This window comes from Eisenbergiella porci (assembly GCF_009696275.1).
In the GTDB taxonomy this organism is placed as follows: Bacteria; Bacillota; Clostridia; order Lachnospirales; family Lachnospiraceae; genus Eisenbergiella; species Eisenbergiella porci.
Genome location: NZ_VUMI01000010.1, coordinates 12,556 through 36,055 on the forward strand (window position 1 = coordinate 12,556; position 23,500 = coordinate 36,055).

Annotated in this window: 25 protein-coding genes; 22 read left to right on the plus strand and 3 right to left on the minus strand. The window is 49.4% G+C overall.

The features are described from left to right. Positions 1 to 62: 62 nt before the first annotated feature. Both FYJ45_RS07970 and FYJ45_RS07975 read right to left on the minus strand, forming a co-directional pair. The gene (locus tag FYJ45_RS07970) at positions 63 to 1,364 is read right to left on the minus strand and encodes an alanine/glycine:cation symporter family protein (protein ID WP_021635897.1); all 1,302 of its coding nucleotides are present in this window, start codon (positions 1,362 to 1,364) and stop codon (positions 63 to 65) included. Positions 1,365 to 1,476: 112 nt separating this feature from the next. Beyond that, positions 1,477 to 2,589, minus strand: coding sequence for an SLC13 family permease (locus FYJ45_RS07975; protein ID WP_154464177.1), 1,113 nt, complete (start codon positions 2,587 to 2,589; stop codon positions 1,477 to 1,479). A 340-nt stretch (positions 2,590 to 2,929) separates the two neighbouring features. Between FYJ45_RS07975 and FYJ45_RS07980 the strand changes: the two genes are divergently transcribed. From FYJ45_RS07980 to FYJ45_RS31400, 12 genes are all read left to right on the plus strand, one after another. Continuing rightward, positions 2,930 to 4,273, plus strand: coding sequence for an MATE family efflux transporter (locus FYJ45_RS07980; protein WP_154464178.1), 1,344 nt, complete (start codon positions 2,930 to 2,932; stop codon positions 4,271 to 4,273). 212 nt (positions 4,274 to 4,485) lie between these two features. Further along, positions 4,486 to 4,719, plus strand: coding sequence for a class I SAM-dependent methyltransferase (locus FYJ45_RS07985; RefSeq protein ID WP_235930725.1), 234 nt, complete (start codon positions 4,486 to 4,488; stop codon positions 4,717 to 4,719). A 276-nt stretch (positions 4,720 to 4,995) separates the two neighbouring features. Further along, positions 4,996 to 5,388 (plus strand): cupin domain-containing protein, encoded by a 393-nt coding sequence (locus tag FYJ45_RS07990; RefSeq protein WP_276925120.1) that lies wholly within the window; start codon positions 4,996 to 4,998, stop codon positions 5,386 to 5,388. A 218-nt stretch (positions 5,389 to 5,606) separates the two neighbouring features. Then, positions 5,607 to 7,208 carry an AAA-like domain-containing protein gene (locus FYJ45_RS07995; RefSeq protein WP_154464181.1) on the plus strand — a complete coding sequence of 534 codons (1,602 nt, stop codon included), beginning with the start codon at positions 5,607 to 5,609 and terminating at the stop codon, positions 7,206 to 7,208. Positions 7,209 to 7,257: 49 nt separating this feature from the next. Next, positions 7,258 to 7,470, plus strand: a complete 213-nt coding sequence (locus FYJ45_RS08000; protein ID WP_025489746.1) for a hypothetical protein — start codon at positions 7,258 to 7,260, stop codon at positions 7,468 to 7,470. Next, positions 7,467 to 8,411, plus strand: a complete 945-nt coding sequence (locus tag FYJ45_RS08005; RefSeq protein ID WP_154464182.1) for a PHP domain-containing protein — start codon at positions 7,467 to 7,469, stop codon at positions 8,409 to 8,411. The genes FYJ45_RS08000 and FYJ45_RS08005 overlap by 4 nt, the downstream gene beginning before the upstream one ends. A gap of 137 nt (positions 8,412 to 8,548) precedes the next feature. Then, positions 8,549 to 8,956: a hypothetical protein gene (locus FYJ45_RS08010; protein WP_154464183.1), complete on the plus strand. Its 408-nt coding sequence runs from the start codon at positions 8,549 to 8,551 to the stop codon at positions 8,954 to 8,956. A 9-nt stretch (positions 8,957 to 8,965) separates the two neighbouring features. Beyond that, entirely contained in the window at positions 8,966 to 9,301 is a 336-nt protein-coding gene (locus FYJ45_RS08015; RefSeq protein WP_268890927.1) for an ROK family protein, read from the plus strand. Positions 9,302 to 9,372: 71 nt separating this feature from the next. Further along, on the plus strand, positions 9,373 to 9,990 hold the full coding sequence (locus FYJ45_RS08020) for a sugar O-acetyltransferase (RefSeq protein ID WP_154464185.1): 618 nt from the start codon (positions 9,373 to 9,375) through the stop codon (positions 9,988 to 9,990). A 12-nt stretch (positions 9,991 to 10,002) separates the two neighbouring features. After that, positions 10,003 to 10,884 carry an AraC family transcriptional regulator gene (locus tag FYJ45_RS08025; protein WP_154464186.1) on the plus strand — a complete coding sequence of 294 codons (882 nt, stop codon included), beginning with the start codon at positions 10,003 to 10,005 and terminating at the stop codon, positions 10,882 to 10,884. Positions 10,885 to 11,022: 138 nt separating this feature from the next. Continuing rightward, entirely contained in the window at positions 11,023 to 13,020 is a 1,998-nt protein-coding gene (locus FYJ45_RS08030; RefSeq protein WP_154464187.1) for a glycoside hydrolase family 31 protein, read from the plus strand. Between the two features lie 26 nt (positions 13,021 to 13,046). Beyond that, entirely contained in the window at positions 13,047 to 13,178 is a 132-nt protein-coding gene (locus tag FYJ45_RS31400; protein ID WP_268890924.1) for a hypothetical protein, read from the plus strand. Here the strand turns inward: FYJ45_RS31400 and FYJ45_RS08035 are convergent. After that, entirely contained in the window at positions 13,175 to 13,993 is an 819-nt protein-coding gene (locus tag FYJ45_RS08035) for a helix-turn-helix transcriptional regulator (protein WP_195841728.1), read from the minus strand. The genes FYJ45_RS31400 and FYJ45_RS08035 overlap by 4 nt on opposite strands. Before the next feature lie 199 nt (positions 13,994 to 14,192). Between FYJ45_RS08035 and FYJ45_RS08040 the strand changes: the two genes are divergently transcribed. The 10 genes from FYJ45_RS08040 to FYJ45_RS08080 all read left to right on the plus strand — a co-directional run bounded on the left by FYJ45_RS08040 (position 14,193) and on the right by FYJ45_RS08080 (position 23,465). Next, positions 14,193 to 16,253, plus strand: a complete 2,061-nt coding sequence (locus tag FYJ45_RS08040) for a glycoside hydrolase family 127 protein (RefSeq protein WP_154464189.1) — start codon at positions 14,193 to 14,195, stop codon at positions 16,251 to 16,253. A 312-nt stretch (positions 16,254 to 16,565) separates the two neighbouring features. After that, complete coding sequence (locus tag FYJ45_RS08045) at positions 16,566 to 17,525, plus strand: SGNH/GDSL hydrolase family protein (protein ID WP_154464190.1); 960 nt, start codon at positions 16,566 to 16,568, stop codon at positions 17,523 to 17,525. A 71-nt stretch (positions 17,526 to 17,596) separates the two neighbouring features. Then, a complete protein-coding gene (gene trkA / locus FYJ45_RS08050; protein WP_154464191.1) occupies positions 17,597 to 18,958 on the plus strand; it encodes a Trk system potassium transporter TrkA in 1,362 nt (453 codons plus the stop codon). A gap of 16 nt (positions 18,959 to 18,974) precedes the next feature. Further along, complete coding sequence (locus FYJ45_RS08055) at positions 18,975 to 20,411, plus strand: TrkH family potassium uptake protein (RefSeq protein ID WP_154464192.1); 1,437 nt, start codon at positions 18,975 to 18,977, stop codon at positions 20,409 to 20,411. Positions 20,412 to 20,504: 93 nt separating this feature from the next. Beyond that, complete coding sequence (locus FYJ45_RS08060; RefSeq protein WP_154464193.1) at positions 20,505 to 20,858, plus strand: Hpt domain-containing protein; 354 nt, start codon at positions 20,505 to 20,507, stop codon at positions 20,856 to 20,858. A 32-nt stretch (positions 20,859 to 20,890) separates the two neighbouring features. Beyond that, complete coding sequence (locus tag FYJ45_RS31730) at positions 20,891 to 21,127, plus strand: hypothetical protein (protein WP_320620638.1); 237 nt, start codon at positions 20,891 to 20,893, stop codon at positions 21,125 to 21,127. Continuing rightward, on the plus strand, positions 21,097 to 21,342 hold the full coding sequence (locus FYJ45_RS30540) for an HD-GYP domain-containing protein (RefSeq protein WP_320620639.1): 246 nt from the start codon (positions 21,097 to 21,099) through the stop codon (positions 21,340 to 21,342). The genes FYJ45_RS31730 and FYJ45_RS30540 overlap by 31 nt, the downstream gene beginning before the upstream one ends. 50 nt (positions 21,343 to 21,392) lie before the next feature. Continuing rightward, positions 21,393 to 22,088 carry a UMP kinase gene (gene pyrH / locus FYJ45_RS08070; RefSeq protein WP_154464194.1) on the plus strand — a complete coding sequence of 232 codons (696 nt, stop codon included), beginning with the start codon at positions 21,393 to 21,395 and terminating at the stop codon, positions 22,086 to 22,088. A gap of 20 nt (positions 22,089 to 22,108) precedes the next feature. Next, a complete protein-coding gene (gene frr, locus FYJ45_RS08075; RefSeq protein WP_021635871.1) occupies positions 22,109 to 22,660 on the plus strand; it encodes a ribosome recycling factor in 552 nt (183 codons plus the stop codon). A gap of 97 nt (positions 22,661 to 22,757) precedes the next feature. Continuing rightward, positions 22,758 to 23,465, plus strand: a complete 708-nt coding sequence (locus FYJ45_RS08080; protein WP_154464195.1) for an isoprenyl transferase — start codon at positions 22,758 to 22,760, stop codon at positions 23,463 to 23,465. Positions 23,466 to 23,500 lie beyond the last annotated feature (35 nt).

Here is a 23,500-nt window from a genome sequence, read left to right on the forward strand (position 1 = left end):
CATCAGGTACAGGCGCAGCAGATAACGCTTCCTGTTTTTCCTGGAAAATTGGAACAGGGCGGTCAGATATGTATTTTTTTCCGCAGCGCAAACAGTGCCAGCACATTAGGGAAGACCATGATTCCATTAATCAGATCCGTAAATCCCCAGACCAGATCCATGGGGAGTACCGCGCCAATATAAATCATGACTATATAGCACAGATGATAGGAGATAATCCCGGTCTCCCCGAACAGGTATTCCACAGCGCGTTCCCCGTAGTAGCACCAGCCGATGAGGGTGGTAATGGCGAAGGCCACCAGAGCCAGGGACAAGAGCGGCGCGCCGCCGAAGGGAAGGTAGGTAAAGGCGGCGGAGGTGAGGCTGGCGGAGCCAAAGCCCCGGATGGATGCCGGGTTTTTCTGAATGTTGGTGACGATAACCAGCCCTGTAACCGCGCACATGACTACAGTATCCCAGAAAACCGCCGTCATGGAAATCAGGCTTTGTCTTCTGGGATCCCTGGTTTCGGAGGAAGCGGCGGCAATGGCTGCGGTGCCGATGCCGGCTTCATTGGTGAACAGTCCCCTGGCAATGCCGAAGCGGGCGGCGCTTTGCAGCGTGCTTCCGATAAAACCGCCTGCGGCCGCTTTTGTCCGGAAGGCGCTGCTTACAATCAGTGATATTCCCGAGAGCAGGAAATCCCTGTTCAGGACAAGCAGATACAGACAACAGGCAATATAGAAGAAGCCCAGAGCCGGAACCATGCGGGTGCAGAATTTGCCGATGGATTTGACGCCGCCCAGAATGACCAGGCCGGCGGTAAATGCTGCCAGAATGCCAATGATATGCGGTGATACGGGAGCAATGGTGTTCACCGCCTCCGTGATAGCGGAGGACTGTGTGGTGCAGCCCACCCCAAATGCGGCAAAGAGGGCACAGAGTGCGTAAACGATTCCAAGCCCCCGGCAGTGCAGCCCTTTTTCCAGGACATACATGGGACCGCCCACATAGGTTTTGTCAGGCTTCTGCTTTTTAAAAAGTACGCTGAGATAGCATTCCGCATAGCAGGTAGCCATGCCAAGAATACCGGTTATCCAGCACCAGAACAGCGCACCGGGGCCGCCGATGGCAATAGCGGTGGAGACGCCCACAATATTACCGGTTCCAAGTGTCGCCGCAAGTGTTGTGGCAAGCGCTGCAAAACCGGACAGATTGGCGCCCTTTCCCTCTTTTTCCGGGGTTACGGACAGGCGTATGGCCTTCAGGGTGAGTTTTTGGGGGAACTTCAGTTTCGTGGTAAAATACAGATGGGCGGAGGAGAGGAGTATAAGAACGGGAAACCCCCACAGCAGTTGATTGATGTATTCCAGAATGGAAAGCATACGGGCCTCACAGTTTTTTCTATACTATATGCGGCCGGGGACAGGGATATGTATGCAGGCTGAACGTGGGGAAGCTCTGCCAAGCCTCCCGCCTGAAGAGGGCAGAGCCATCCTACAGAAGGAAAAGGGCAAGGCAGGTAAGGGCTGCCAGGAAAACAAGGTTCAGCCCGGTGAAATGGGAAAGGTAGCGTCCTTTTTCGCATCTTGGCGTCTGTGCATATTGTTTATAGGAAATCAGGCTGGCCAGGGAAGCGATAAGTGTGCCCAGCCCTCCGATGTTCACGCCTACAAGCAGGGGCAGATAATTTTTCGTAAAACCGGAAAGCAGGATGGCGGCCGGTACATTGCTGATGCCCTGGCTGGCAAGAATGGCCACAGGAAGCTCATGGCCGGAAAGCACTGTGCGCAGAAGGTCAACGATCACAGGCAGACGCCCTATGTTTCCGATGAAGATAAAGAAAAATACAAAGGTCGCAAGCAGCCCGTAATCAGCTCTGCGCAGAAGCCCGCGGTCAGTAAAAAGCAGTACAACGGTAACGATGACAAGAACCGCCTGCCAGCATATTAAATGAAGCACGCAGCCAAGGCACAGGAAGAACAGCAGTGTATATGTGATTAGGGGCCGTCGCCGCATCGGCCCGGTTTCCGCGAAAATCTCCTGCACATAAACCTTTTCTCCCGGCTTTAGGAAGAGGAAAAGAAGCAGCAGCAGCGCGGAAAGCAGTGTATAGGGAAGCATGATTCCCAGGAATCCGGAAAAGCTCATGCCGGACAGACTGTAAAGATAAAGATTCTGCGGGTTGCCGATAGGAGTCAGCATACTGCCCAGATTGGCTGCAATGGTCTGCAGGACGATGACAAAAACCATCAGCTTTTCCTGTCCTGTAATTGTGAGAATCAGCACGGTAAAGGGGACAAAGGTAATCAGAGACACATCATTCGTAATAAGCATGCTCATAAAAAAACACAGGAATATAAGGACGCCCGCCAGCTGCCTTGTATTTTCCGTTTTAGACAGTACAAATACGGCCAGCTTCTGAAAAAAGCCTATTTGCTGGAAGCCGTTCATCACGCACATCAGGGAAAAAAGAAGGGCGAGAACGCGGAAATCTATGTAGGAAAAATAGGCGGTGTCCGGAGGAACCAGAAATGCGGAGATTATGGCAAGAATACCGGATATGTAAAGTACAGGATCTTTTTTGAATGTAGTACGTATTTTTTTCATTGGGAAACCTTTCTTCTGCAGGGGACTGGGGCTTATCCGTCTCGTTTTTACGTCAAAAATTGCAGCTGCCTGGTTACTTCACAGTTACTGCGCCCGCATCCAAACAGTTGCCAAATATTTACCATTGCCAATCATAATCCACAGAGAAAGGTTCGTCAATCGGCTTTTTGCCGAAAAAGCGACCACAAATTTGACGCATCGCTTATGGACAGGGCAATCATTGTAACGTACAATAAAAAGAACAGGAATTTCAGGCTTGGTAATGCATAAATATTCATATGAGCTGCGGCTGTATGCATGACTGTATTCCGCGCCGGAACGCAGATAATGGGGGGAGAAGATGAAAAAGTACAGTAAGGAAAATATACAGACGGTGCTGAAAATGGCATGGCCGTCCGTACTGGAGTCATTTTTTGTTGCGCTTGTGGGAATGGTGGACTCTTTGATGGTAAGCCGCGTGGGCGCGCATGCGGTGGCTGCGGTAGGGCTGACTACCCAGCCGAAATTTATCGGACTTGCCATGTTTATTGCGGTGAATGTATCTGTATCCGCACTGGTTGCCAGACGCAAGGGGCAGAAGAACCGGAGGGGCGCCAATGAGGTTTTGTGCGCGGCGAGTGTGTTTGTTCTGGTGATGTCGGTAGCGGTCAGCCTGATCTGCGTGGCTTTTGCAGATCCGATCATCCGGCTGTGCGGTTCGGAGGAAGCTTCCCATACGGAGGCCGTGCAGTATTTCAGAATCATTATGGGCTTCATTATTTTTACTGTTGTCTCTCTGGTGGTTAACGCGGCACAGAGGGGGGCCGGAAATACAAAAATTGCCATGAAAACCAATGTGGCGGCCAATGTGGTAAATGTTATTTTTAACTATCTGCTGATAGAGGGGCATTTCGGCTTCCCTGCGCTGGGAGTTTCGGGAGCGGCCATCGCCACGGTAATCGGCAGCGTGGTGGGCTGCGTTATGAGCCTCGTAGCCGCCTACAAAGGGGACTTTATCAGTATTCCCTATATGTGGAAGGAGAAAATACGGCCAACGCTGGAATCCGCAAAGAGCATGATAAAAATCGGTTCCAGTGTCCTGGCGGAACAGCTTCTCGTAAGAGTCGGCTTCCTTTCCGTGGCTGTAATGGCGGCAAAAATGGGAACGGCTGCCTTTGCGGCCCATCAGGTGGGAATGAATGTAATGAGCCTTTCCTTTTCCTTTGGGGACGGCATGCAGGTGGCGGCTGTGGCGCTTATCGGCCAGAGCCTTGGGGCAAAGGACGTAGAGATGGCAAAAAAATACGGAGGGATCTGCCAGAATATCGGGCGGATGATCGCCGTTGTGCTGGCGGTAATCTATCTGTCCTGCGGAGCTTTCCTGTACCGGCTGTTCTTTACGGAACCGGAGATCATTGCCATGGGAGTGGAAATCATGCGGGTTATCGTGGTAGTGGTGCTGCTGCAGATTGCCCAGGTTATCTATATGGGCTGCCTGCGGGGCGCGGGAGACGTGATTTACACCACCATCGCTTCCACCATCAGCGTAACAATTGTAAGGCCTATTGCCAGTTATCTGCTCTGCTATACCGCCGGGCTGGGAATTATCGGTATCTGGTTCGGCGTCTGCGCCGATCAGCTGGTGCGGTTTATATTGACGAGCCTGCGGTTTAGATCGGGGAAGTGGACGAAGATTAAGATATAGGAAAAAGGAATGGCGTTCAACAGTAAGTAAGAAAGGCGGATAATATGAAATTACCAGCAGGACTGGATAAAAATGAAGAACGACAGAAAGAGCTCGTTGAAAACTGGAACAGCAGATCGGATGAATGGTATGCCTAGTGGGACTATGAAGCTTTATTCCGGGAGTTGGAAAAGGATCCTTATATCGCTTTTCCAAAGGCAATAGCGGCTGTGATGAAAGAATATGTTCCTGATTTGAAAGGTAAAAAAGTATGTGTCCCGTCCTGCGGCGACAGTGTGGCTGTGTTCGGCTTTCAGGCGCTTGGGGCCAAAGTTACCGCCGCGGATATCTCCTGGAAACAGGTTGAAAATGGAAGAAAAATTGCTGAGCAGAGGGGCCTGGATATTACCTACTATTGTTCGGACAGCATGAAGCTGGAAGAACTGGCGGACGAAACCTTTGATTAGGTTTATACCTCCAATGGCGTGCATGTCTGGATACATGATTTGGGTACGATGTATCAGAATTTCCACCGGATATTGAAGGAAAATGGCCACTATATTATGTTTGATACACATCCGTGGAGCGGTAGCTGAATCATGACTTGGAATTACAGGTGGTACGTATGAAGAGGCGGGTAGAACTAAGAGCTTTCGGAACAGCAGAATTGAATACACGCGTTGTGACTTATGTGGGAAGAAGGATGTTCCCTGGGGCAAGCGGCAGGCAGCAGGAACCTTTATGTGAATATAGACAGTGTGCCGCCCGGCGCTTACAGCACCCGTTTTCACAGCCATTCCCAGCAGGAAGAGTTTTTTCTGGTTCTGGAGGGATGCGGAACACTGCATCTTAATGATGATTGTATTCCGGTAAAGGCAGGAGATTTCTTTTCCAAGCCGGCGAGAGAGGGAAGTGCGCATACATTTTACAATTCAGGGGAAAACCCGTTGGTTCTGCTGGATGTGGGAACTGTGGAAAAGGAAGATACCTGTATTTATCCAAGGGATAATATGCTGATGCACAAGTCCAATGGCATAACAAGAGTTTTCCGCCTGGACAGCGAAGAACATACCTGGACTTCAGAACCGAATGAGGAAGTTGTAGATGAAAATGGTTGTGCGACAGATTCTTTGTAGGTTCTAAAATGAACTTGCTGTCTCAGGTCTGCTATGATATCATGGCAGCAGGACAGACAAGGAATCAACAGGCAGGATTTGGGTAAAATGGTAATATATGGATCAGCTTTACTATTATCCGGATTTCAGAAATAGTTCAACCCTTTAATGTATTGCTAAAAATGAAACTGCTCATAACGGCCATCTTCTTGAATGGCTCTGGAAAGGAGCGTATGGATATGGGACGTTGTTTTAATACCACTGGTGCATGCAATCCGCAGCTCCACTATATGGTTGACCTCCGGGAACGCCTTAGGGAAATAAGAAAGCTGGTGGATGCCGGCGAATATTTTACGATCAATAGGGCGCGTCAATATGGGAAGACTACTACAATAAAGGCTTTGGCCGATTATTTAAAAAATGACTATGTGGTGATTTCCCTTGACTTTCAGATGATCGGAAATGAAGAATTTGAAAACGCGCACATTTTTTCGACAACCTTTGCCTCTTATTTTTTACGGACGATACGTAACAGACGAAGGCCAATACTCGGACTGCGCGATGAGATTTTAGATAAACTGGATTATGCATCGGTCCAGGATCCGCTTTTTTCGCTTGGAAAGCTGTTTTTAATTCTGAGTGAGTTATGCGATACCGCAGAAAAGCCGGTAGTTCTGATCATTGATGAAGCTGACAGCGCTACAAATAACCAGGTATTTCTGGATTTCCTGGCGCAGCTGAGAGCGTATTATCTCAACAGGGAAATAATGCCCGCCTTTCAATCTGTCATCCTTGCCGGTGTGTATGATGTAAAAAATATTAGCCGAAAGCTCAGGCCGGATGAAGAACATAGGATGAACAGCCCATGGAATATCGCCGCTGATTTTAAAGTTGAAATGAGTTTTTCCCAAACGGGGATTGCAGGTATGCTGAAAGAATATGAAGCGGATCATAAAACAGGTATGGACATAGATGGTATGGCAGGCCTGATTTATGATTACACGGCAGGCTATCCGTTCCTTGTTTCACGAATATGCAAACTGATGGATGAAGATGTAGCAGAAAGTGGAAGTTTTCCTGACAAAGCGGCAGTTTGGACAAAGGATGGATTTCTGGCAGCGGTAAAGCTGCTGTTGACTGAGAAAAATACATTGTTTGAATCCCTGATTGGAAAGCTGCATGATTATCCGGGACTCCGCCAGATGGTTTACGCAATCCTTTTTGCAGGTGTAAAAATTGTATATAATCCTGATGAGCAATGGATAGACATTGCAATGATGTTTGGATTTGCAAAAAAAAGCGGCGGGAATGTGGAAATTGCAAATCGTATTTTTGAGGTACGCCTGTATAACTATTTTTTAGCTACGGCAGAGGCACAAAGCAGTGAAATATTCAGAGCGGCTGTCCAGAGTAAACCGCAGTTCATTCAGGATGGCCATTTAGATATGAAACTGGTTTTACAGAAGTTTGTTGAACATTTTGACAGTATTTATAGCGGCAATGCGGAGGAATTTAATGAGGAGGAAGGCCGCAGACGCTTCCTATTGTACCTGCGTCCTATCATAAACGGAACAGGAAATTACTATATAGAAGCGGAAACGAGGAATTCACGACGTATGGATATTGTTGTGGATTATCATGGAGAGCAGTTTATTATAGAACTGAAAGTATGGCGGGGCAATGCCTATCATGAACGGGGAGAGAAACAGTTATCAGATTATCTGGATTATTTCCATCTGAAGAAAGGTTATATGCTCAGTTACAATTTCAATGTGAACAAAGAAATTGGTATCAGGGAAATACAACTCGGTGACAGGATTTTGATAGAGGCCGTGATTTAACATATCTGTGAAAATCCTGGACCGTTACTACAGAAAAGAGGAGTCTGTTTTGGAAAAGAAATTTAAAGAGCTTTATCTTGCGGGAGAAATTGAATTTGAGGAAATCGATGATTATGTTGAAAAATGGAATAACAGTGACGAACCCTGTACGCTTCGTGAATACCTCGGGCTGAATGCACAGGAAGAGGATGTATGGATTGAAGACAGCGACGAAGCGCTGCAGGAGCTTCTTGACAGTCAGAAAAAGGGAAGCAGAGCATGAGCTGGCTGGATTTGCACATGCATTCGGAAGTAAGCCTGGACGGGGAATATTCTCCAAAGCAACTCGCCGGGCTTTGCCATGAGAAAGGCCTGAAGGTGGCGGCGCTGTCTGATCATAATTCAGTCAGGGGCGTGGAAGAAATGATGGTATCCTGCGCCCGTTTCGGTATCCGCGGGATACCGGCGGTAGAGCTGGACTGCACCTTTGATGGCGTGGACCTGCACCTGCTGGGCTATGGAATCGATTATCATGACAGCAGATACGCAGAACTGGAAAACAGGATACTTTCCCGGAAAAAGGAAAATTCCTTCCGTGCAATGAAGATACTGCGGGACATAGGGATTATTTTTGAGGAAGAAAAGGTTCTGGCCCTGTCCCGGAATGGAATTGTGGTGGGAGAAACTATTGCTGAAGCGGCACTGGCAGATGAACGCAATCTCAACAATCCCCTGCTTATTCCTTACCGGCCGGGCGGTGAGCGGGGAGACAATCCCTATGTCAATTTTTTCTGGGATTTCTGTTCCCAGGGGAAGCCGGCCTATTTCCCGGCAGATTATCCTGCTTTTGAGGAAGCGCAGCAGCTGATAGAGGATACAGGCGGAATATCAGTGATAGCCCATCCGGTCAATACCGTAGGCAAAAACCGGGACAGAATACGCACGATGGTGAAAATGGGCGTATCAGGGCTGGAGGTCTACAGCAGCTACCATACTGCAGCTGATGTAACCTGGTTTCATCAGCTGGCAGAGGAATTGAAGCTGCTGGAAACGATGGGAAGTGATTTCCATGGAAAGACCAAGCCTTCCGTCGTATTGGGAGGGACAAATGCCGGGCTGCTGAAAACGAATGCGGCGCCGGGAGAGGAAAACGGTCCTTCTCAGGAAGAGCGCACGCTCGCTTTGCTGGATTATCTTCTGAAAATTCACGCCACCTTTCGGTAGCCGTTGGAGTAAAGCTTCAGCCCCGTCTGAGCTGTTACAATAATTCGAAGCAACTGAATAAAAGTACGCTGCGGAACATCCTTTCACAGAAAAGGACGGCTACCAAGCCTGAGCTGGCAAAATACAGCGGCCTGAGCGTGGTGACAGTGAATGCCCTGCTCTCTGAAATGCTTTATAGCGGCGAGGTGCAGGAAGGCGGAAACGCGCCCTCCGGCGGCGGGCGTCCCTCCATGCAGTACCGCTATAACTACGATTACCGCACAGTGGCTGTGGTATACGGACATCAATTGGAGGGGCGAAGCTACATACATACGCTGGCTGTTAATCTGGACGGTAAAAAGCTGTGGGAACGGCAGGAATACATGGAGGAGATCGGTCCTGAGAGCTTTGATTCCGCTATGGATGAGGTATTTGCCGCCTTCGGCAATACCGGGCTGATTGCTTTCGGCCTGCCGGGGGAGGCGATTGGCAATGAGGTAATCATCAACGATTTCAAAGGGCTGGAGGGACGCGTATTTCTTCCCCGGCTCAGGGAGCGCTATTAGGTTCCTGTCCTGTTTGAAAATGATATCAATGCCATGACCTACGGCTATTATCAGTTAAAATGCGCAGAAGGAGAAGCCTGTGTGGCAGGGATTTATTTCCCGAGATCCTTTTTCCCCGGGGCGGGCCTGGTCCTTAACGGCAGCATTTACTATGGCGCTTCACATTTTGCGGGAGAGATGGGAGCTATGTACACGCCGGTGCCGTGGGATAAGCTGGATTATTTTGATGAAGCGCAGGTGCTTCACCAGCTGGAGGAGGATTACGAAACCGGCATGATAAGCCTTGCTCTGAAGCGTATCGTAGAGGATATGGATGCGCTGCAGGACAGGGAAGTAAAGCTTTAAAGGAGCTATAAAGGATAATCAGCAACCGGAAAAGTTACGGTAAATTATAAGAAATGAGGATGAATACAGCGATGAATCAGAAGGAAAGAATGCTGGCCGGGCTGCCTTATAAGGCATGGCTGGACGGCCTGACGGAAGAACGTGAGGAGAATAAGAAGCGGATCTACCGCTATAACAATACGCCGCCGGAGCAGGGAGAAGAGCTCGGCGCGCTGATCAGGGAAATTATCGGAAAATGCGGGAAAAATATTTTCATTGAACCGCCGTTCCGCTGCGATTACGGCAGCAACATTGAAGTGGGTGAGAATTTCTTCGCCAACTATAACCTGACAATCCTGGATGTGGGAAAGGTGACCATAGGTAAAAATGCACAGATCGCACCCAATGTTTCAATCTTTACCGCAGGCCATCCCGTACATCCTGATTCCAGGAATTCAGGCTATGAATACGGCATCAGCGTGACCATCGGCGACAATGTATGGCTGGGAGGCAATACAGTGATCAATCCGGGCGTAACCATCGGGAACAATGTGGTAATCGGCGCCGGGAGCGTTGTGACAAAGGATATTCCTGATAATGTGATCGCAGTGGGCAATCCCTGCAGGGTGCTGCGCACAATTACGGAGGAGGATCGAAAATACTATTTTAAAGACCGGGAATTTGACGTGGATGATTATAAACCGGAGTAAAAGGAACCGCAGATGAAACAGCCCAGACCCTTAAGAGAAAACAGAAAGCATGGAGATTTACTGTTCCCTGTCAGCGCATATGAGACAAAAATGGAAGAGGATTTCCAGATGCCGCTGAGCTATCACTGGCATCCGGAAATTGAGATTTTCTTCATCACTTCAGGCAAGGCCAATTTTCAGGTGGAAGCGGAACAGTTCGTGATTGAGGAGGGGGATGTGCTTTTAATCAAGCCCAATACCCTCCACGGCTCCCATGACTGCTTCGGGACAAAGCTGGAATTCAGGGCGGTGGTTTTTGACTACAGCTTCCTCTCCGGGATGGCCAATGACAGAATTGAACAGAAATATCTGCAGCCCTTGCTGGCGCAGGAGCAAGGCAGGTATATCCTGCTGCGGGAGAAGAACAGCATTCAGAAGGCGCTGTTTGAAATGCTCAATAAAACCTTCTTTGTTTTCGATGAAAAGGAAAAGGGCTATGAGCTGCTTGTCCGTGCTTACCTTCTTCAGGTGGTTTACGATATTATCATACTTCAGGAGGAAGAAATCCAGCCGGTGAAGGCCAATACGAGAAAGAGTGAAATGATCCGGAAAATCGTAGGTTTTGTGGAGGAAAATTATACCCAGCGCATCGTCCTGAACTCTCTGGCAGCCTACCTTTCCGTAAGCGAGGGCTATCTGTGCCGTTTCTTCAGGGAGAATTTCCATATGACCTTTGTGGAATATGTGCAGCGGGTCAGATTCCGGAAAGCGGAGCGCCTTTTGAAGGAAACGGATGATCCGGTGGGAAAGATTGCGTTGGATGTGGGCTTTGGAAGCGGGAACTATTTCACCACAGAGTTTGGGAAGCTGTATCATACCACACCGCAGAAATACAGAAAAGGTCAGGATACTTAAAAAACTGGTCAATATACATAATGAATCCATAAAAAAGAATGAATATAATGGTGGAAGACAGGTGAACAGCCTGTTTGCCATTTTTTGGATCTGTCAAAAATATTGACAGTTCCTTATCCAAACAGAGGAGGATTTGCTATGTATACAATGAGTCAGGAAGGAAATGCCCTCGTTTACCGTTATGATGGCGAGGTGCTTTCCGTAGAGCCCTGGGGAGCCAACAGCTTCCGTGTCCGTTCCACGATTCTCGGAGAACTGGAGGATACGGATTATGCATTGCTTAAACAGGATGAAGTGAAAGCGGAAATAACCGTGGGTGAGTATCGTTCGGAAATTGTGAACGGGAAAATCCGTGCGGTCCTTGAAGTGAGCAACTGGTCAAAGAAGTGTGATATTTCTTTTTACAACCAGAATGGGAAGCTTCTTTTAAAGGAAGCGGGAGAGGGCGGCGCCCTGAATAAGAAAAACCGTTTCTTCAAACCCATCATCGGAGGAGATTTTCACCTGACCGTGACCTTTGCTTCCGAGCCGAAAGAAAAGCTGTTCGGTATGGGACAGTACCAGCAGGATATCCTGAATGTAAAAAACTGCAATCTTGAGCTGGCCCACAGAAATTCCCAGGCGAGCGTTCCCTTCGTGCTTTCGGATCAGGGCTATGGCTTCCTGTGGCACAATCCGGCTGTCGGCCGTGTGAGCTTTGCCTCCAACACCACAGAGTGGTATGCGGAAAGCACAAAGCAGATGGATTACTGGATTACCGCAGGGGATACGCCGGATGAAATCGAGCGTGCCTATGCGGATGCTACGGGTAAGGTGCCCATGATGCCTGAATATGGAATGGGCTTCTGGCAGTGCAAGCTGCGTTACTGGAATCAGGAGCAGCTGCTGGAGGTGGCAAGGGAATATAAAAAGAGAAATATTCCCATTGATGTCATCGTCTGTGACTTTTTCCACTGGCCGAAAATGGGTGATTTCCGTTTTGACGAGGAATTTTTCCCGGATCCGGACGCTATGGTCAGGGAGCTGAAAGACATGGGAATCGAGCTGATGGTTTCCGTATGGCCCCAGATCGACTGGAAAAGTGAAAACTATGAGGAAATGAAACAGAAGGGGCTTCTTGTAAAGGCGGAAAAGGGTGTGGACATCGCCATGCTTTACAATGGCAACAGCACCTTCTATGATGCCACCAATCCCCGTTCACGCGCATATGTATGGGACAAATGCAAGCAGAATTACTATGACAAGGGAATCAAGGTATTCTGGCTGGATGAAGCGGAGCCGGAGTACAGCGGCTATGATTTCGATAATTACCGTTATTATCAGGGAACCAATGCCCAGATTGGAAACATTTATCCCCAGGCTTATGCGAGAACCTTCTATGAAGGACAGACGGAAGCCGGGCAGGAAAATGTGGTTAACCTGCTTCGCTGCGCATGGGCCGGCAGCCAGCGTTACGGCGCGCTTGTATGGTCAGGAGACATCCATTCCGACTGGGAGACCTTCCGCAGACAGGTATGTGCCGGCCTGAATATGGGCGTGGCGGGTATTCCCTGGTGGACCACCGATATCGGCGGCTTTTCCGGAGGAAACCCGGAGGATGAAAGCTTCCGCAGGCTGCTGGTGCGCTGGTTTGAGTGGGGAACCTTCTGTCCGGTAATGCGTCTGCATGGTGACCGTGTCCCTTCTCAGAGAGTGATGAATCAGGCGGGAGAGGTGATGCAGCCCACCGGCGCTGATAATGAGGTATGGAGCTTCGGCGGGGAAAACTGTGAAACCCTGGTAAAATACATCCGTTTCCGTGAAGCCATGAGACCTTATACCAGAAAGCTGATGGAAGAGGCCCATACCCTGGGCAGGCCCGTAATGCGTACCATGTTCTATGAGTTCCCGGAGCAGGAGTGCTGCTGGGATATGAAGGAGCAGTATATGTACGGAAGCGACATGCTGGTTGCCCCGGTTATGTATGAGGACGCTGTGGAACGTCAGGTATATCTTCCCGCAGGCGCAAAGTGGACGCTGGTTCATGACGGAACGGAATACGAAGGCAGACAGACCGTTACTGTAAAGGCAGATCTGGATGTGATCCCTGTCTTTTTACGCGATGGAAAGCTTTCTGAGCTGGTGGGGCTGATTTAAAAAAGGAAACTGCGCGGCAGCCCAGTGTGGCTGCTGCGGCAGGAATTACGGCCATCCTGGCCCTGGCAGGCAGATGCCTGGAATATAAAGCCGTAAGGAAGGTCACGCAGCCGCTTGTAGCAGTGCATTCTCTGTGCGCCCTGGCCTCCGTGCTTTAAGATCCCAGGTTCTCCTGCCGGTACTGGCTTGGAGACACGCCGTATTTCCTTTTAAAGGTCCGGCTCATGTGGAATTCGTCACAGAAACCGAAATTCAGCGCTGTTTCATGCAGCTTGACCTCCGGCTGGCTTAACAGGAACTGGCGCACCATTTCCAGCTTTACATCCATTTGATAGACATACAGCGTCTTGCCGTATGCCTTTTTAAATTGGTTGGAAAGTGTCCTTTCACATACAAAGAAACGATCTGCCAGGTCCTTCCCTGTAAAAAAAGTCTGGGGCGTCGTCTGAATCAGCCGTGATGCTTCTGCCAGAATATTGTGGGAGGAAGAGGCTGACACCGGCTTTTCCTGCTGCTCCTTCAGCTCGCAGAGAAGCAGGTTTATGAGAAGGGAAAGCTTATCCTCACGCAGAGAAGAGCCGTTCCACCGCAGGGAGATGATTTCCTGGAAAATCTCTTTTATCCGGGGATTATCCTGACAGTGAATCAGGGAATGAAATTCCGCCAGCCGGGAAGAGAAAGCAGTCCCCATGCGTTCCGTCTCCAGCGGTTTTACATGAATATACATGTGTTTATTATTAGGGGTGCACAGCCCCTTCCCATAATGATGCCTGCCTGCCGGCAGAATGAGCAAATCATCGGAATGCATTTCATAACAGGAGTTTTCCTCCATAATCCGCCAGCTTCCGTCAAGCATATACAGGAAATCATGCTCGTCCATAACCCTGTCCGGATGAGGCGTGGGGTTGATAAAGGTTATATAATTGGCCGAACTGACGCGCCGCGGGCTCATCAACTGAAAATAAGCGCTCATATTGCCCTCCGTTAACGGTTCATTCCCTTCACAGTTACTGTTAACAGCTGACTGAAGGGTTACCTTGCTTTTCCATATTATACATGCTGCTTTCCATAATAGCAATGGAAAAGCTTTGCTGTGCCTGTTAGGATAAATATAAATCAAGCGGCATTTGGAAAACGTCCCAAATGTGACGCAGCGCAGGAGGATAACAAATATGGAAAAAAATAGACAGAGCAGCCCGGTTTCCTTAAGAAAGGTACAGGTAACCGATGCATTCTGGAAGCATGAAATGGAGCTGGTACGCAGGGAAGTCATTCCTTATCAGTGGGAGGCGTTAAACGACCGCATTCCGGAGGCTGATCCCAGCTTCTGTATGCGCAACTTTAAAATTGCCGGAAAAATAACGGCGCAGAGAAAGGAAATGGGCGCGGATTATAAAGAAATAAAGTGGCCTATTATTTTCCAGCCGCTGCCGGAGGATATGGAGCATATGGAGGATCGTTTTTACGGCTGCCTGTTCCAGGACAGCGATTTCTCCAAATGGATCGAGGCGGTGGGCTACTCTCTGACCCAGCATCCCGATGCAGAGCTTGAAAGGACGGCGGATGAGGCAATTGACATCGTATGCGCCGCACAGCAGGAAAACGGTTATCTGGATACCTATTACATCATCAATGATATGTCAAAGGTATTCACCAATCTTAAGGATAACCATGAGCTTTACTGCTTTGGGCACCTCACCGAGGGCGCCGTTGCTTATTACCAGGCGACAGGAAAGGATAAGCTTCTGAAGGCTGCGCAAAGATATGCGGATTATATCGCTTCCTGTTTCGGCCCTGAACCGGATAAGAAAAAGGGCTATCCCGGCCATGAGATCGCAGAGATGGCGCTGGTGCGTCTCTATGAAGCGACAGGCGATGACAAATATCTGAATCTGAGCCGTTTCTTCGTGGATCAGCGTGGAACCAGACCTTATTATTTTGATGCGGAGCATCCTGAAGCCGTGAAGAAATGCCATGAAGATGAGCTGCGCTATCAGTACAACCAGGCCCACCTGCCTGTCCGGGAACAGGATGAGGCTGTAGGACATGCGGTGCGTGCGGTTTATCTGTATTCCGGTATGGCGGATATTGCCAGGCTGACAGGAGATGAAGCGCTCTATGCGGCCTGCGAGAAGCTTTGGGACAATATCACCCGCAAGAAAATGTACATCACCGGAGGTATCGGCGCCACCCATATGGGCGAGGCCTTTTCCTTCAATTACGATCTGCCCAATGATACGGCATATGCGGAAACCTGTGCTTCCATCGGACTCGTTTTCTTTGCAAGGAGAATGCTGGAAATCAAAGCGGACAGAAAATACGCCGACGTGATGGAACGCGCTCTTTACAATGGCATCCTCAGCGGCATGGCTCTGGACGGAAAAAGCTTCTTCTATGTGAATCCTCTGGAAAGCCTGCCGGAGGCCTGCCACAAGGACGAACGTAAATTCCATGTAAAACCCGTCCGCCAGAAATGGTTCGGCTGTGCCTGCTGTCCTCCCAATATCGCAAGACTGCTCAGCTCCATTGCATCTTATGCTTATACGGAAGCGGAGGATTCCCTTTATGTGCATCTGTATATGGGCGGCGTCCTGGAAAAGGACTGCGGCGGTAAAAAGCTGGATCTGCGAATTACTTCCGACTTCCCCTGGGACGGTAAGGTGACGGCGGAGGTCAATGTCGGGGCGCCGACAGCCTGCAGGATCGCTTTCCGCATTCCGGGCTGGTGCAGGGATTATACCATAAACGGGGAAAAAGGCCTCCGGGAAGGCGAGGCAGTAACCGAAAACGGTGAAACCAGAACGGTGAAAGACGGCTACCTTATCATCGACAGAGTATGGGAAGGCGGAGAAAAGCTGGAACTGGAATTCCCCATGGAGGTTCGCCTGATGCAGGCGGACGGCAGAGTGAGAGAGGACATCGGCAAGGCCGCCGTGATGAGAGGGCCTGTCGTTTACTGTATGGAAGAAGCGGACAACGGCAAAAATCTCCATCTGTGTTCCCTGGCGGCGGATCCTGCGCCGGAAGCAAAGGCGGAAGAGAAGCTTGGACAGCGCATGGTCACTGTGACAACAAAGGGAAAACGCCTTGTCATGCAGCCTGAGGAAGCAGGGGAGTTGTATCAGGAGTACAGCAGGCCTGAATATGAAGAAGTACAGCTTCAGTGGATTCCTTATTTTGCCTGGGCCAACAGGGGCGAGGGTGAAATGCAGGTATTTATTAAGGCGGAATAAACAGGTAAAGGTTTTGGATTCAAACCAATAATGTAGAAATATGCCGGATTTTCGGGAAGAAAAATGAAGCCTGTGGCGGACTTTTTCTTCCCTTTTTTTGAATATTATAATCTGCTGCAGGATTCGCCATGCCCCGTACAGCCCTGAAAAAGGCGGGGTTTCAGGCGTCAGCCGCAGCTGTAAGGGAGACTGCCGGCTGCCTGAAGGCGCATTCTGTCAATTATCGCAGGAAGGGATTGCCTTTTCCTGAAAGTCAACGTATAATAAGGATGCTTGGTTGCAGGAAACTTGTTTTCGCAGAAAGGATTTAGTATGACGAAAAAAGTGAAAGGCAGGATACTGAAAGCGGCACTGACGCTTGCAGCGGTATGTGCGCTGACGGTACCGTCCATGACAATACGGGCAGATAAAACGGCAGAGGCCGGAGATGATACACAGGTAATCCAGACAGCTGTACAGGTGCAGGATACGGTCCAGCCCTCCGGGACAGGACAGGCGGCCGGTGAAGAGACGGTTCCCCTGCCTGTGGCAGATCCGGAAGAGTATACCGGACAGCTGCAGGACATCCGCCAGATTCTGCAGACGCAGCTGGAACAGGTACAGCTGCAGATCCAGACGCTTACCCAGCTTCAGGAAGCCTCCGCCATTGATGCGGCGCAGCTGCAGCTTCTGGGACAGCTGCAGGCGCTGGAGCAGACGCAGGTGCAGCAGATAGCCATGACGGATGCCCAGATTGAAGCGTTTATGGGACTGGCGGCCGTACAGGAAGAGCTTCCGGCAGGGCCGGAAATCATTTTTGTGGGAGATTCCAGGTTCGTGCAGATGAACAATGCGGTGGGCGACAACGGTTTTGTATGGATAGCCAAATCCTCCCAGGGTTATAAATGGTTTGCATCCGAAGCCATACCCCAGATCGATGAAGCGGTTGGCAATGGGACGAAGATCATCATTAACCTCGGCGTAAACGATGTGGCAAATGTGAATGCTTATGCCGAGCTGGTGAACAGGAAGGCCGCAGAATGGATACAGAAGGGCGCAACCGTCTATTATTCCTCCGTGAACCCTGTGGAGAATGGAAAATACATAACCAAATCCATGGTAAGCAATTTCAACAGGAAGCTGCAGGCGCGCCTCAGCCCGGAAATCCACTGGATAGACAGCTATTCCTATCTTCAGGGGACAGGCTATACGCTTACGGACGGCCTCCATTTCAGCAATGGGACCTACAAGAATCTGTACCGTTATTATCTCTCTGCTTTGGGACGCGCATAACGCGATGTTTTTTATTCCCGCAGGCAGTATGTTTTGACTAAAGAAGAAGGAAACAAGGTAAGGAAACACAAATGAAAATCATAATCGCCGGCTGCGGCAAAGTTGGATATGCCCTGGCCGAACAGCTGAATGAAGAGGGTCACGAGCTGACCATCATTGACATCAATGAAGAAAAAGAAAGGCTGGTGGGAAATGTGCTGGATGTTATGTGCATCCAGGGCAATGCCACCAGCTATCGCGTACAGGAGGAAGCAGGCGTTAAGGAAGCGGATCTCCTGATAGCGGTCACCAATAAGGATGAAGTGAATCTACTGTGCTGCCTGATCGCAAGAAAGGCGGGGCACTGCCAGACAATTGCCAGGGTACGCGACCCTGGCTATTATGCCGAAATAGGGTTTATTAAGGATGAACTGGGGCTGTCCCTGGCCATTAATCCGGAGCTGGCTGCGGCTTCTGATATCGCCAGGTTGATCCGGGTGCCCTCCGCCATGGAGGTGGACGCCTTTGCCAAGGGAAAGGTGGATCTGGTGCGGTTCCGCATTCCGGAAAATTCTACCTGGGCGGATAAGAAGATCAGCGACGCCACAAAAAAGTTCGGCTTCAGCCTGCTGATATGTGTTGTGGAAAGAGACGGCAGCCATGACGTCATTATTCCGGACGGCAATACCATTCTTCATGAAGGGGATTATATTTCCGTAATCGTTTCCCCTGATAAAATGAAGGCGCTGTTTGCAAGCATCGGCATTGAGAGCAAAATGATCAAGGACGTCATGATAGCCGGAGGAGGGACTCTGGCTTATTATCTGGCAAGAAAGCTGCTGGAATCCAAAATTCAGGTGAAGATTATTGAAAATAATAGGGCCAGATGCGACGAGCTCAGCGAGCTTCTGCCCAAGGCAATGATTATCTACGGAGATGCCTCCGCGACGGATCTTCTCCGGGAGGAGGGGATTGAGAGCACGGATGCCTTTATTTCCCTGACCGGGCTGGACGAGGAAAACGTCATGCTTTCCTGCTATGTGGGAAAGGTGTCCAAAGCCAAGGTGATTACCAAAATCAACAAAATTAATTATGGCGGCATCATTGATAATTTTGATATCGGGAGCGTAGTCAGCCCCAAATATATTACGGCGGAGCATATTATCAAATATGTCCGCAGCATGCAGAATTCCATGGGAAGCGCCGTGGAAGCTGTTTACCGGATCATAGACAACAAGGTAGAGGCGCTGGAATTTTCCGTGAAAAAGGATTCCAGGGTGCTTGATGTTCCCTTAAGCCAGCTGAAGTTAAAGAAAAATCTGCTGCTGTGCAATATTATCAGAAGAGGAAAGATTATCCTGCCCTCCGGACAAGACATGATCAGGGCCGGAGATACCGTGATAGTGGTAACCACCCACAAGGGCCTGGATGATATAGACGATATTCTTGCCTAGAAGGAGCAATCGTAGCATGAATTACAAAAGTATTAGCTATATACTCGGCTGGATCATGAAGGTGGAGGGCGTATTCCTCCTCCTTCCTCTGGCCGTGTCTCTTCTTTACAGAGAAAAGACATGGCCGGTTTTTCTGGCCTGTGCACTGCTGTCCTTTATCCTTGGGACAGCTCTTTCCTTCAAGAGACCTGAAAATACGCAGTTCTATGCGAGGGAAGGGTATGTGGGAGTTGCGCTTGGATGGATTGTGATGAGCCTGATTGGCGCGCTGCCATTTTATTTTACGGGTGAGATTCCCAGTTTTACGGATTCCCTGTTTGAGATTATCTCCGGCTTTACCACAACGGGAGCCAGCATCCTGGCCCGGGTGGAGGATCTGTCCCATGGTATCCTGTTCTGGAGAAGCTTTTCACACTGGATCGGCGGTATGGGCGTTCTGGTATTTGTTCTGCAGATCCTTCCTATGTCAAGCGGCCAGACAATGCATCTGATGCGTGCGGAAAGCCCGGGGCCTTCCGTGAGCAAGCTTGTGCCGAGAATACGTACCACGGCTTTTTTCCTTTATGGAATTTATGTGGCGCTCACCGTTTTGGAAATCGTGCTTCTTCTTTTAGGAAGAATCCCCATGTTTGATGCGGTCTGCACCGCCTTCGGGACGGCCGGTACCGGCGGCTTCGGCATCCGTTCGGACAGTATTGCAGGCTACAGCCCCTATATTCAGGTGATTGTCACCATTTTCATGATGCTGTTCGGAACCAACTTCGCTTTTTATTATCTGATCATTGCCAAGAAAGTGAAGGATGCCTTCTGCATGGAGGAGGTGAAAGCCTATTTTGCAATCTTTACGGCGGCCACGCTTCTGATAGCGTTTAATATCCTTTCCCAGATGGGAAATGTGGGAGACAGCCTCCGGCATGCGGCCTTCCAGGTTGCCTCCATCATGACCACCACGGGCTTTGCCACCACGGATTTTGACCAGTGGCCCGAATTTTCCAGGACGCTTCTTGTGATCCTTATGTTTATAGGAGCCTGCGCCGGCAGCACGGGCGGCGGCATTAAGGTTTCCCGAATCCTGATGTATATGAAAACCATCAAAAAGGAACTGGGGATCCTGATTCACCCCAGAAGTGTAAAGATTGTAATGATGGACGGGAAAAAGCTGGATCACCCGGTGGTGAGGGCGGCTAATATATTCCTGATTTCCTATGCGGGAATCCTGTTGGCGTCCATCCTTCTGCTGACCATAGACAATTTTGATTTTACAACCAACGTTACGGCGGTTATTTCAGCGCTTAATAATATCGGCCCCGGCCTGTCGCTGGTGGGGCCTGCCGGGAATTTCGCTTTCTTTTCCGGCTTTTCCAAATATGTGCTGATGTTTGACATGCTTGCAGGAAGACTTGAAATTTTCCCCATGCTGCTTCTGTTCGTTCCTTATACCTGGAAAAAATAGATTGCATATTGTGTGGAAAGAATGCTATAATTTATTCAATCACGGATAGGCCGGGCAGTCTGAAAAAAGACTGCCCGAATTAAAGGGGAAAAGATGGATGACACAATAAAAAAACAGCTGACTGAAGCCGGCGTGGATTTGGATAAGACAATGGAACGCTTTATGAACAATGAGGCATTATACCTGAAGTTCCTGAAGCGTTTTCTTGAGGATCCCAATTACGCGCAGCTGAAGGAGCATATAAGCGCCGGAGATTACGAAGAAGCGTTCAGGGATGCACATACCCTGAAGGGCGTTGCCGGCAACCTGGGGCTGGATCCTTTCTATACGGTTGTGTCCGCACTGACTGAGGAGCTGCGGAGCCGGAAGTATGACCGGCTGGATGAATTTGTACAGGACGCAGAAGAAAATTACGAATTGCTGACACAGATAATCCGACAGCTGTAGGTAGACACAGGTCTGCAGGAAAGGTAAAAGTCGTGAAGGATAAGATACTTGTTGTCGATGATATGGAAATGAACCGGGAGATACTGCGGGGTATCTTTGAGGATGATTACGAAGTAATTCTGGCGGAGAACGGCAGAGAAGCAGTGGAGTATATTAATCTGAACAGAGGGAAGCTTGCTGCAGATAACAGAGTATTCAAGGAATTCTGTTATAACATAGCGTTAAGCCATCATGAAAAATGGGATGGAAAAGGAACCCCCATGGACTGAAGGGGGATGAAATCCCGCTGGCCGCCCAGGTGGTTTCCATTGCTGATGTTTATGACGCGCTGGTGAGCGACAGGGTTTATAAGCCGGCCTTTTCCTATGATGTGGCCTATCAGATGATACTGGACGGGGAATGCGGCCAGTTTAATCCCAAGCTAATGGACTGCTTCCGGATGGCCCGGAAGGAATTTGAAAAGAAAGCAAAGGCTCTGCAGTAGTCCTGCGGATCTGTGAGCGTGCCGTAGCACGCAGATAGGAGCGTATTATAATGAAAAGAATTTTACTGAAATTGAGCGGAGAAGCTCTGGCGGGAGAAGAAAAGCAAGGCTTTCATGAGCCTACTGTAAGAAAGGTGGCCCTTCAGATAAAGCAGCTGGTGGAGGAAGGCGTCCAGGTCGGCGTTGTTATAGGCGGCGGCAATTTCTGGAGAGGACGCACCAGTGAAAATATTGACAGGACGAAAGCGGATCAGATCGGAATGCTGGCAACCATCATGAACTGCATTTATGTCTCCGAAATATGCAGGGCGGAAGGAATGCAGACGGCAGTGCTGACACCTTTTGAATGCGGCTCCTTTACCAAGCTTTTTTCCAAGGACAGGGCGAATAAGTATTTTGACAGGGGCATGGTTGTATTCTTTGCCGGCGGTACGGGACATCCGTATTTTTCCACCGATACCGGCGTTGTGCTGCGGGCTGTGGAGGTGGAAGCCGAGGTTATCCTGCTTGCCAAGGCCATTGACGGCGTATATGATGACGATCCCAAAAAGAACCCTTCGGCGAAGAAATATGATGAAGTGACCATTGATGAAGTCATCGCAAAGAACCTGCAGGTAGTGGATATGACAGCGTCCATCCTTGCCAGGGATAATAAAATGCCGATGTGGGTATTTGGCCTGAATGAAGAAAACAGCATTGTAAATACAGTAAAAGGTAAATTTAACGGAACCAAGGTTACCGTATAAAAAACAGGGAGGATATATCGATGAACGAAAAATTACAGCAGTTTGAAAACAAAATGAGCAAGGCCTATGAATATCTGGCTGCAGATTTTGCAACAATCCGTGCCGGACGCGCAAATCCCCATATCCTGGACAAGATTAAAGTGAACTATTACGGAAGCCCTACCCCAATTCAGCAGGTAGGCAATATCACGGTTCCCGAACCGAGGATGATCCAGATCTCACCCTGGGAGAAATCACTGATTAAAGAGATCGAAAAGGCGATTATGGCATCCGATGTGGGAATTACCCCCAACAATGACGGCAGCGTTATCCGTCTGGTAATTCCGGAGCTTACGGAGGAACGCAGAAAAGAGCTGGTAAAGGAAGTAAAGAAGAAAGGCGAGGAAGGCAAGGTTGCAGTCCGCAATATCCGCAGGGACGGCAACGATACCTTTAAGAAGCTGGCTAAAGAGGATGTTTCTGAGGATGAAATCAAGGAGCTTGAGGAAGCCCTTCAGAAGCTGACCGATAAATACGTAAAGGAAATCGACAAGCTGGTTGAGGAAAAGGCAAAAGAAATCCTGACCGTTTAAAAAGAACAGGGATTACAATTGAAATAAGAGGGGCAGGCGTTACTTGGCTTGTCCCTTTTTACCAGTTTCAGGAACAGGACAGGAGAGATAGCAGATTATGAACATACCAAATCATGTGGCGATAATATTGGATGGAAACGGCCGGTGGGCCAAGGCCAAGGGGATGCCCAGGAATTACGGGCATGTGCAGGGGGCTAAGAACGTGGAGGTAATCTGTGAGGAAGCATACCGGATGGGAATCCAGTACCTGACGGTTTATGCTTTTTCCACGGAAAACTGGAAACGTCCCCAGGACGAGGTGGATGCGCTGATGACCCTTCTGCGCAATTATATGAAGACCTGTCTGAAAACCGCTGCGAAAAACAATATGTGCGTGCGTGTTATCGGTGACAAGGAAGGGCTGGATGAGGATATCCGTTCCAGAATCAATCAGCTGGAGGAAGCGACGAAGAACAATACCGGCCTGCATTTCCAGATCGCATTGAATTACGGCGGAAGGGACGAGGTCCGCAGAGCTGCGCAGAAGCTGGCCAGGAAAGCCGCGCAGGGAATTATAAATCCGGAGGAGCTGACGGAGGAGGATTTCTGCAATGCGCTGGATACCGCAGGGCTGCCTGATCCGGATCTGCTCATCCGTACCTGTAACGAACAGCGGATTTCCAACTTCCTGCTGTGGCAGCTGGCCTATACGGAGTTTTATTTTACGCCGGTTGCCTGGCCTGATTTTACAAAAGAAGAATTGTTGAAAGCCGTAGAAGCATATAATCATAGAGACAGAAGGTTCGGGCTGGTAAAGGACGTATAGCGCGGGAGGATCCGCTTTAGCACCGGCAGAGGCCG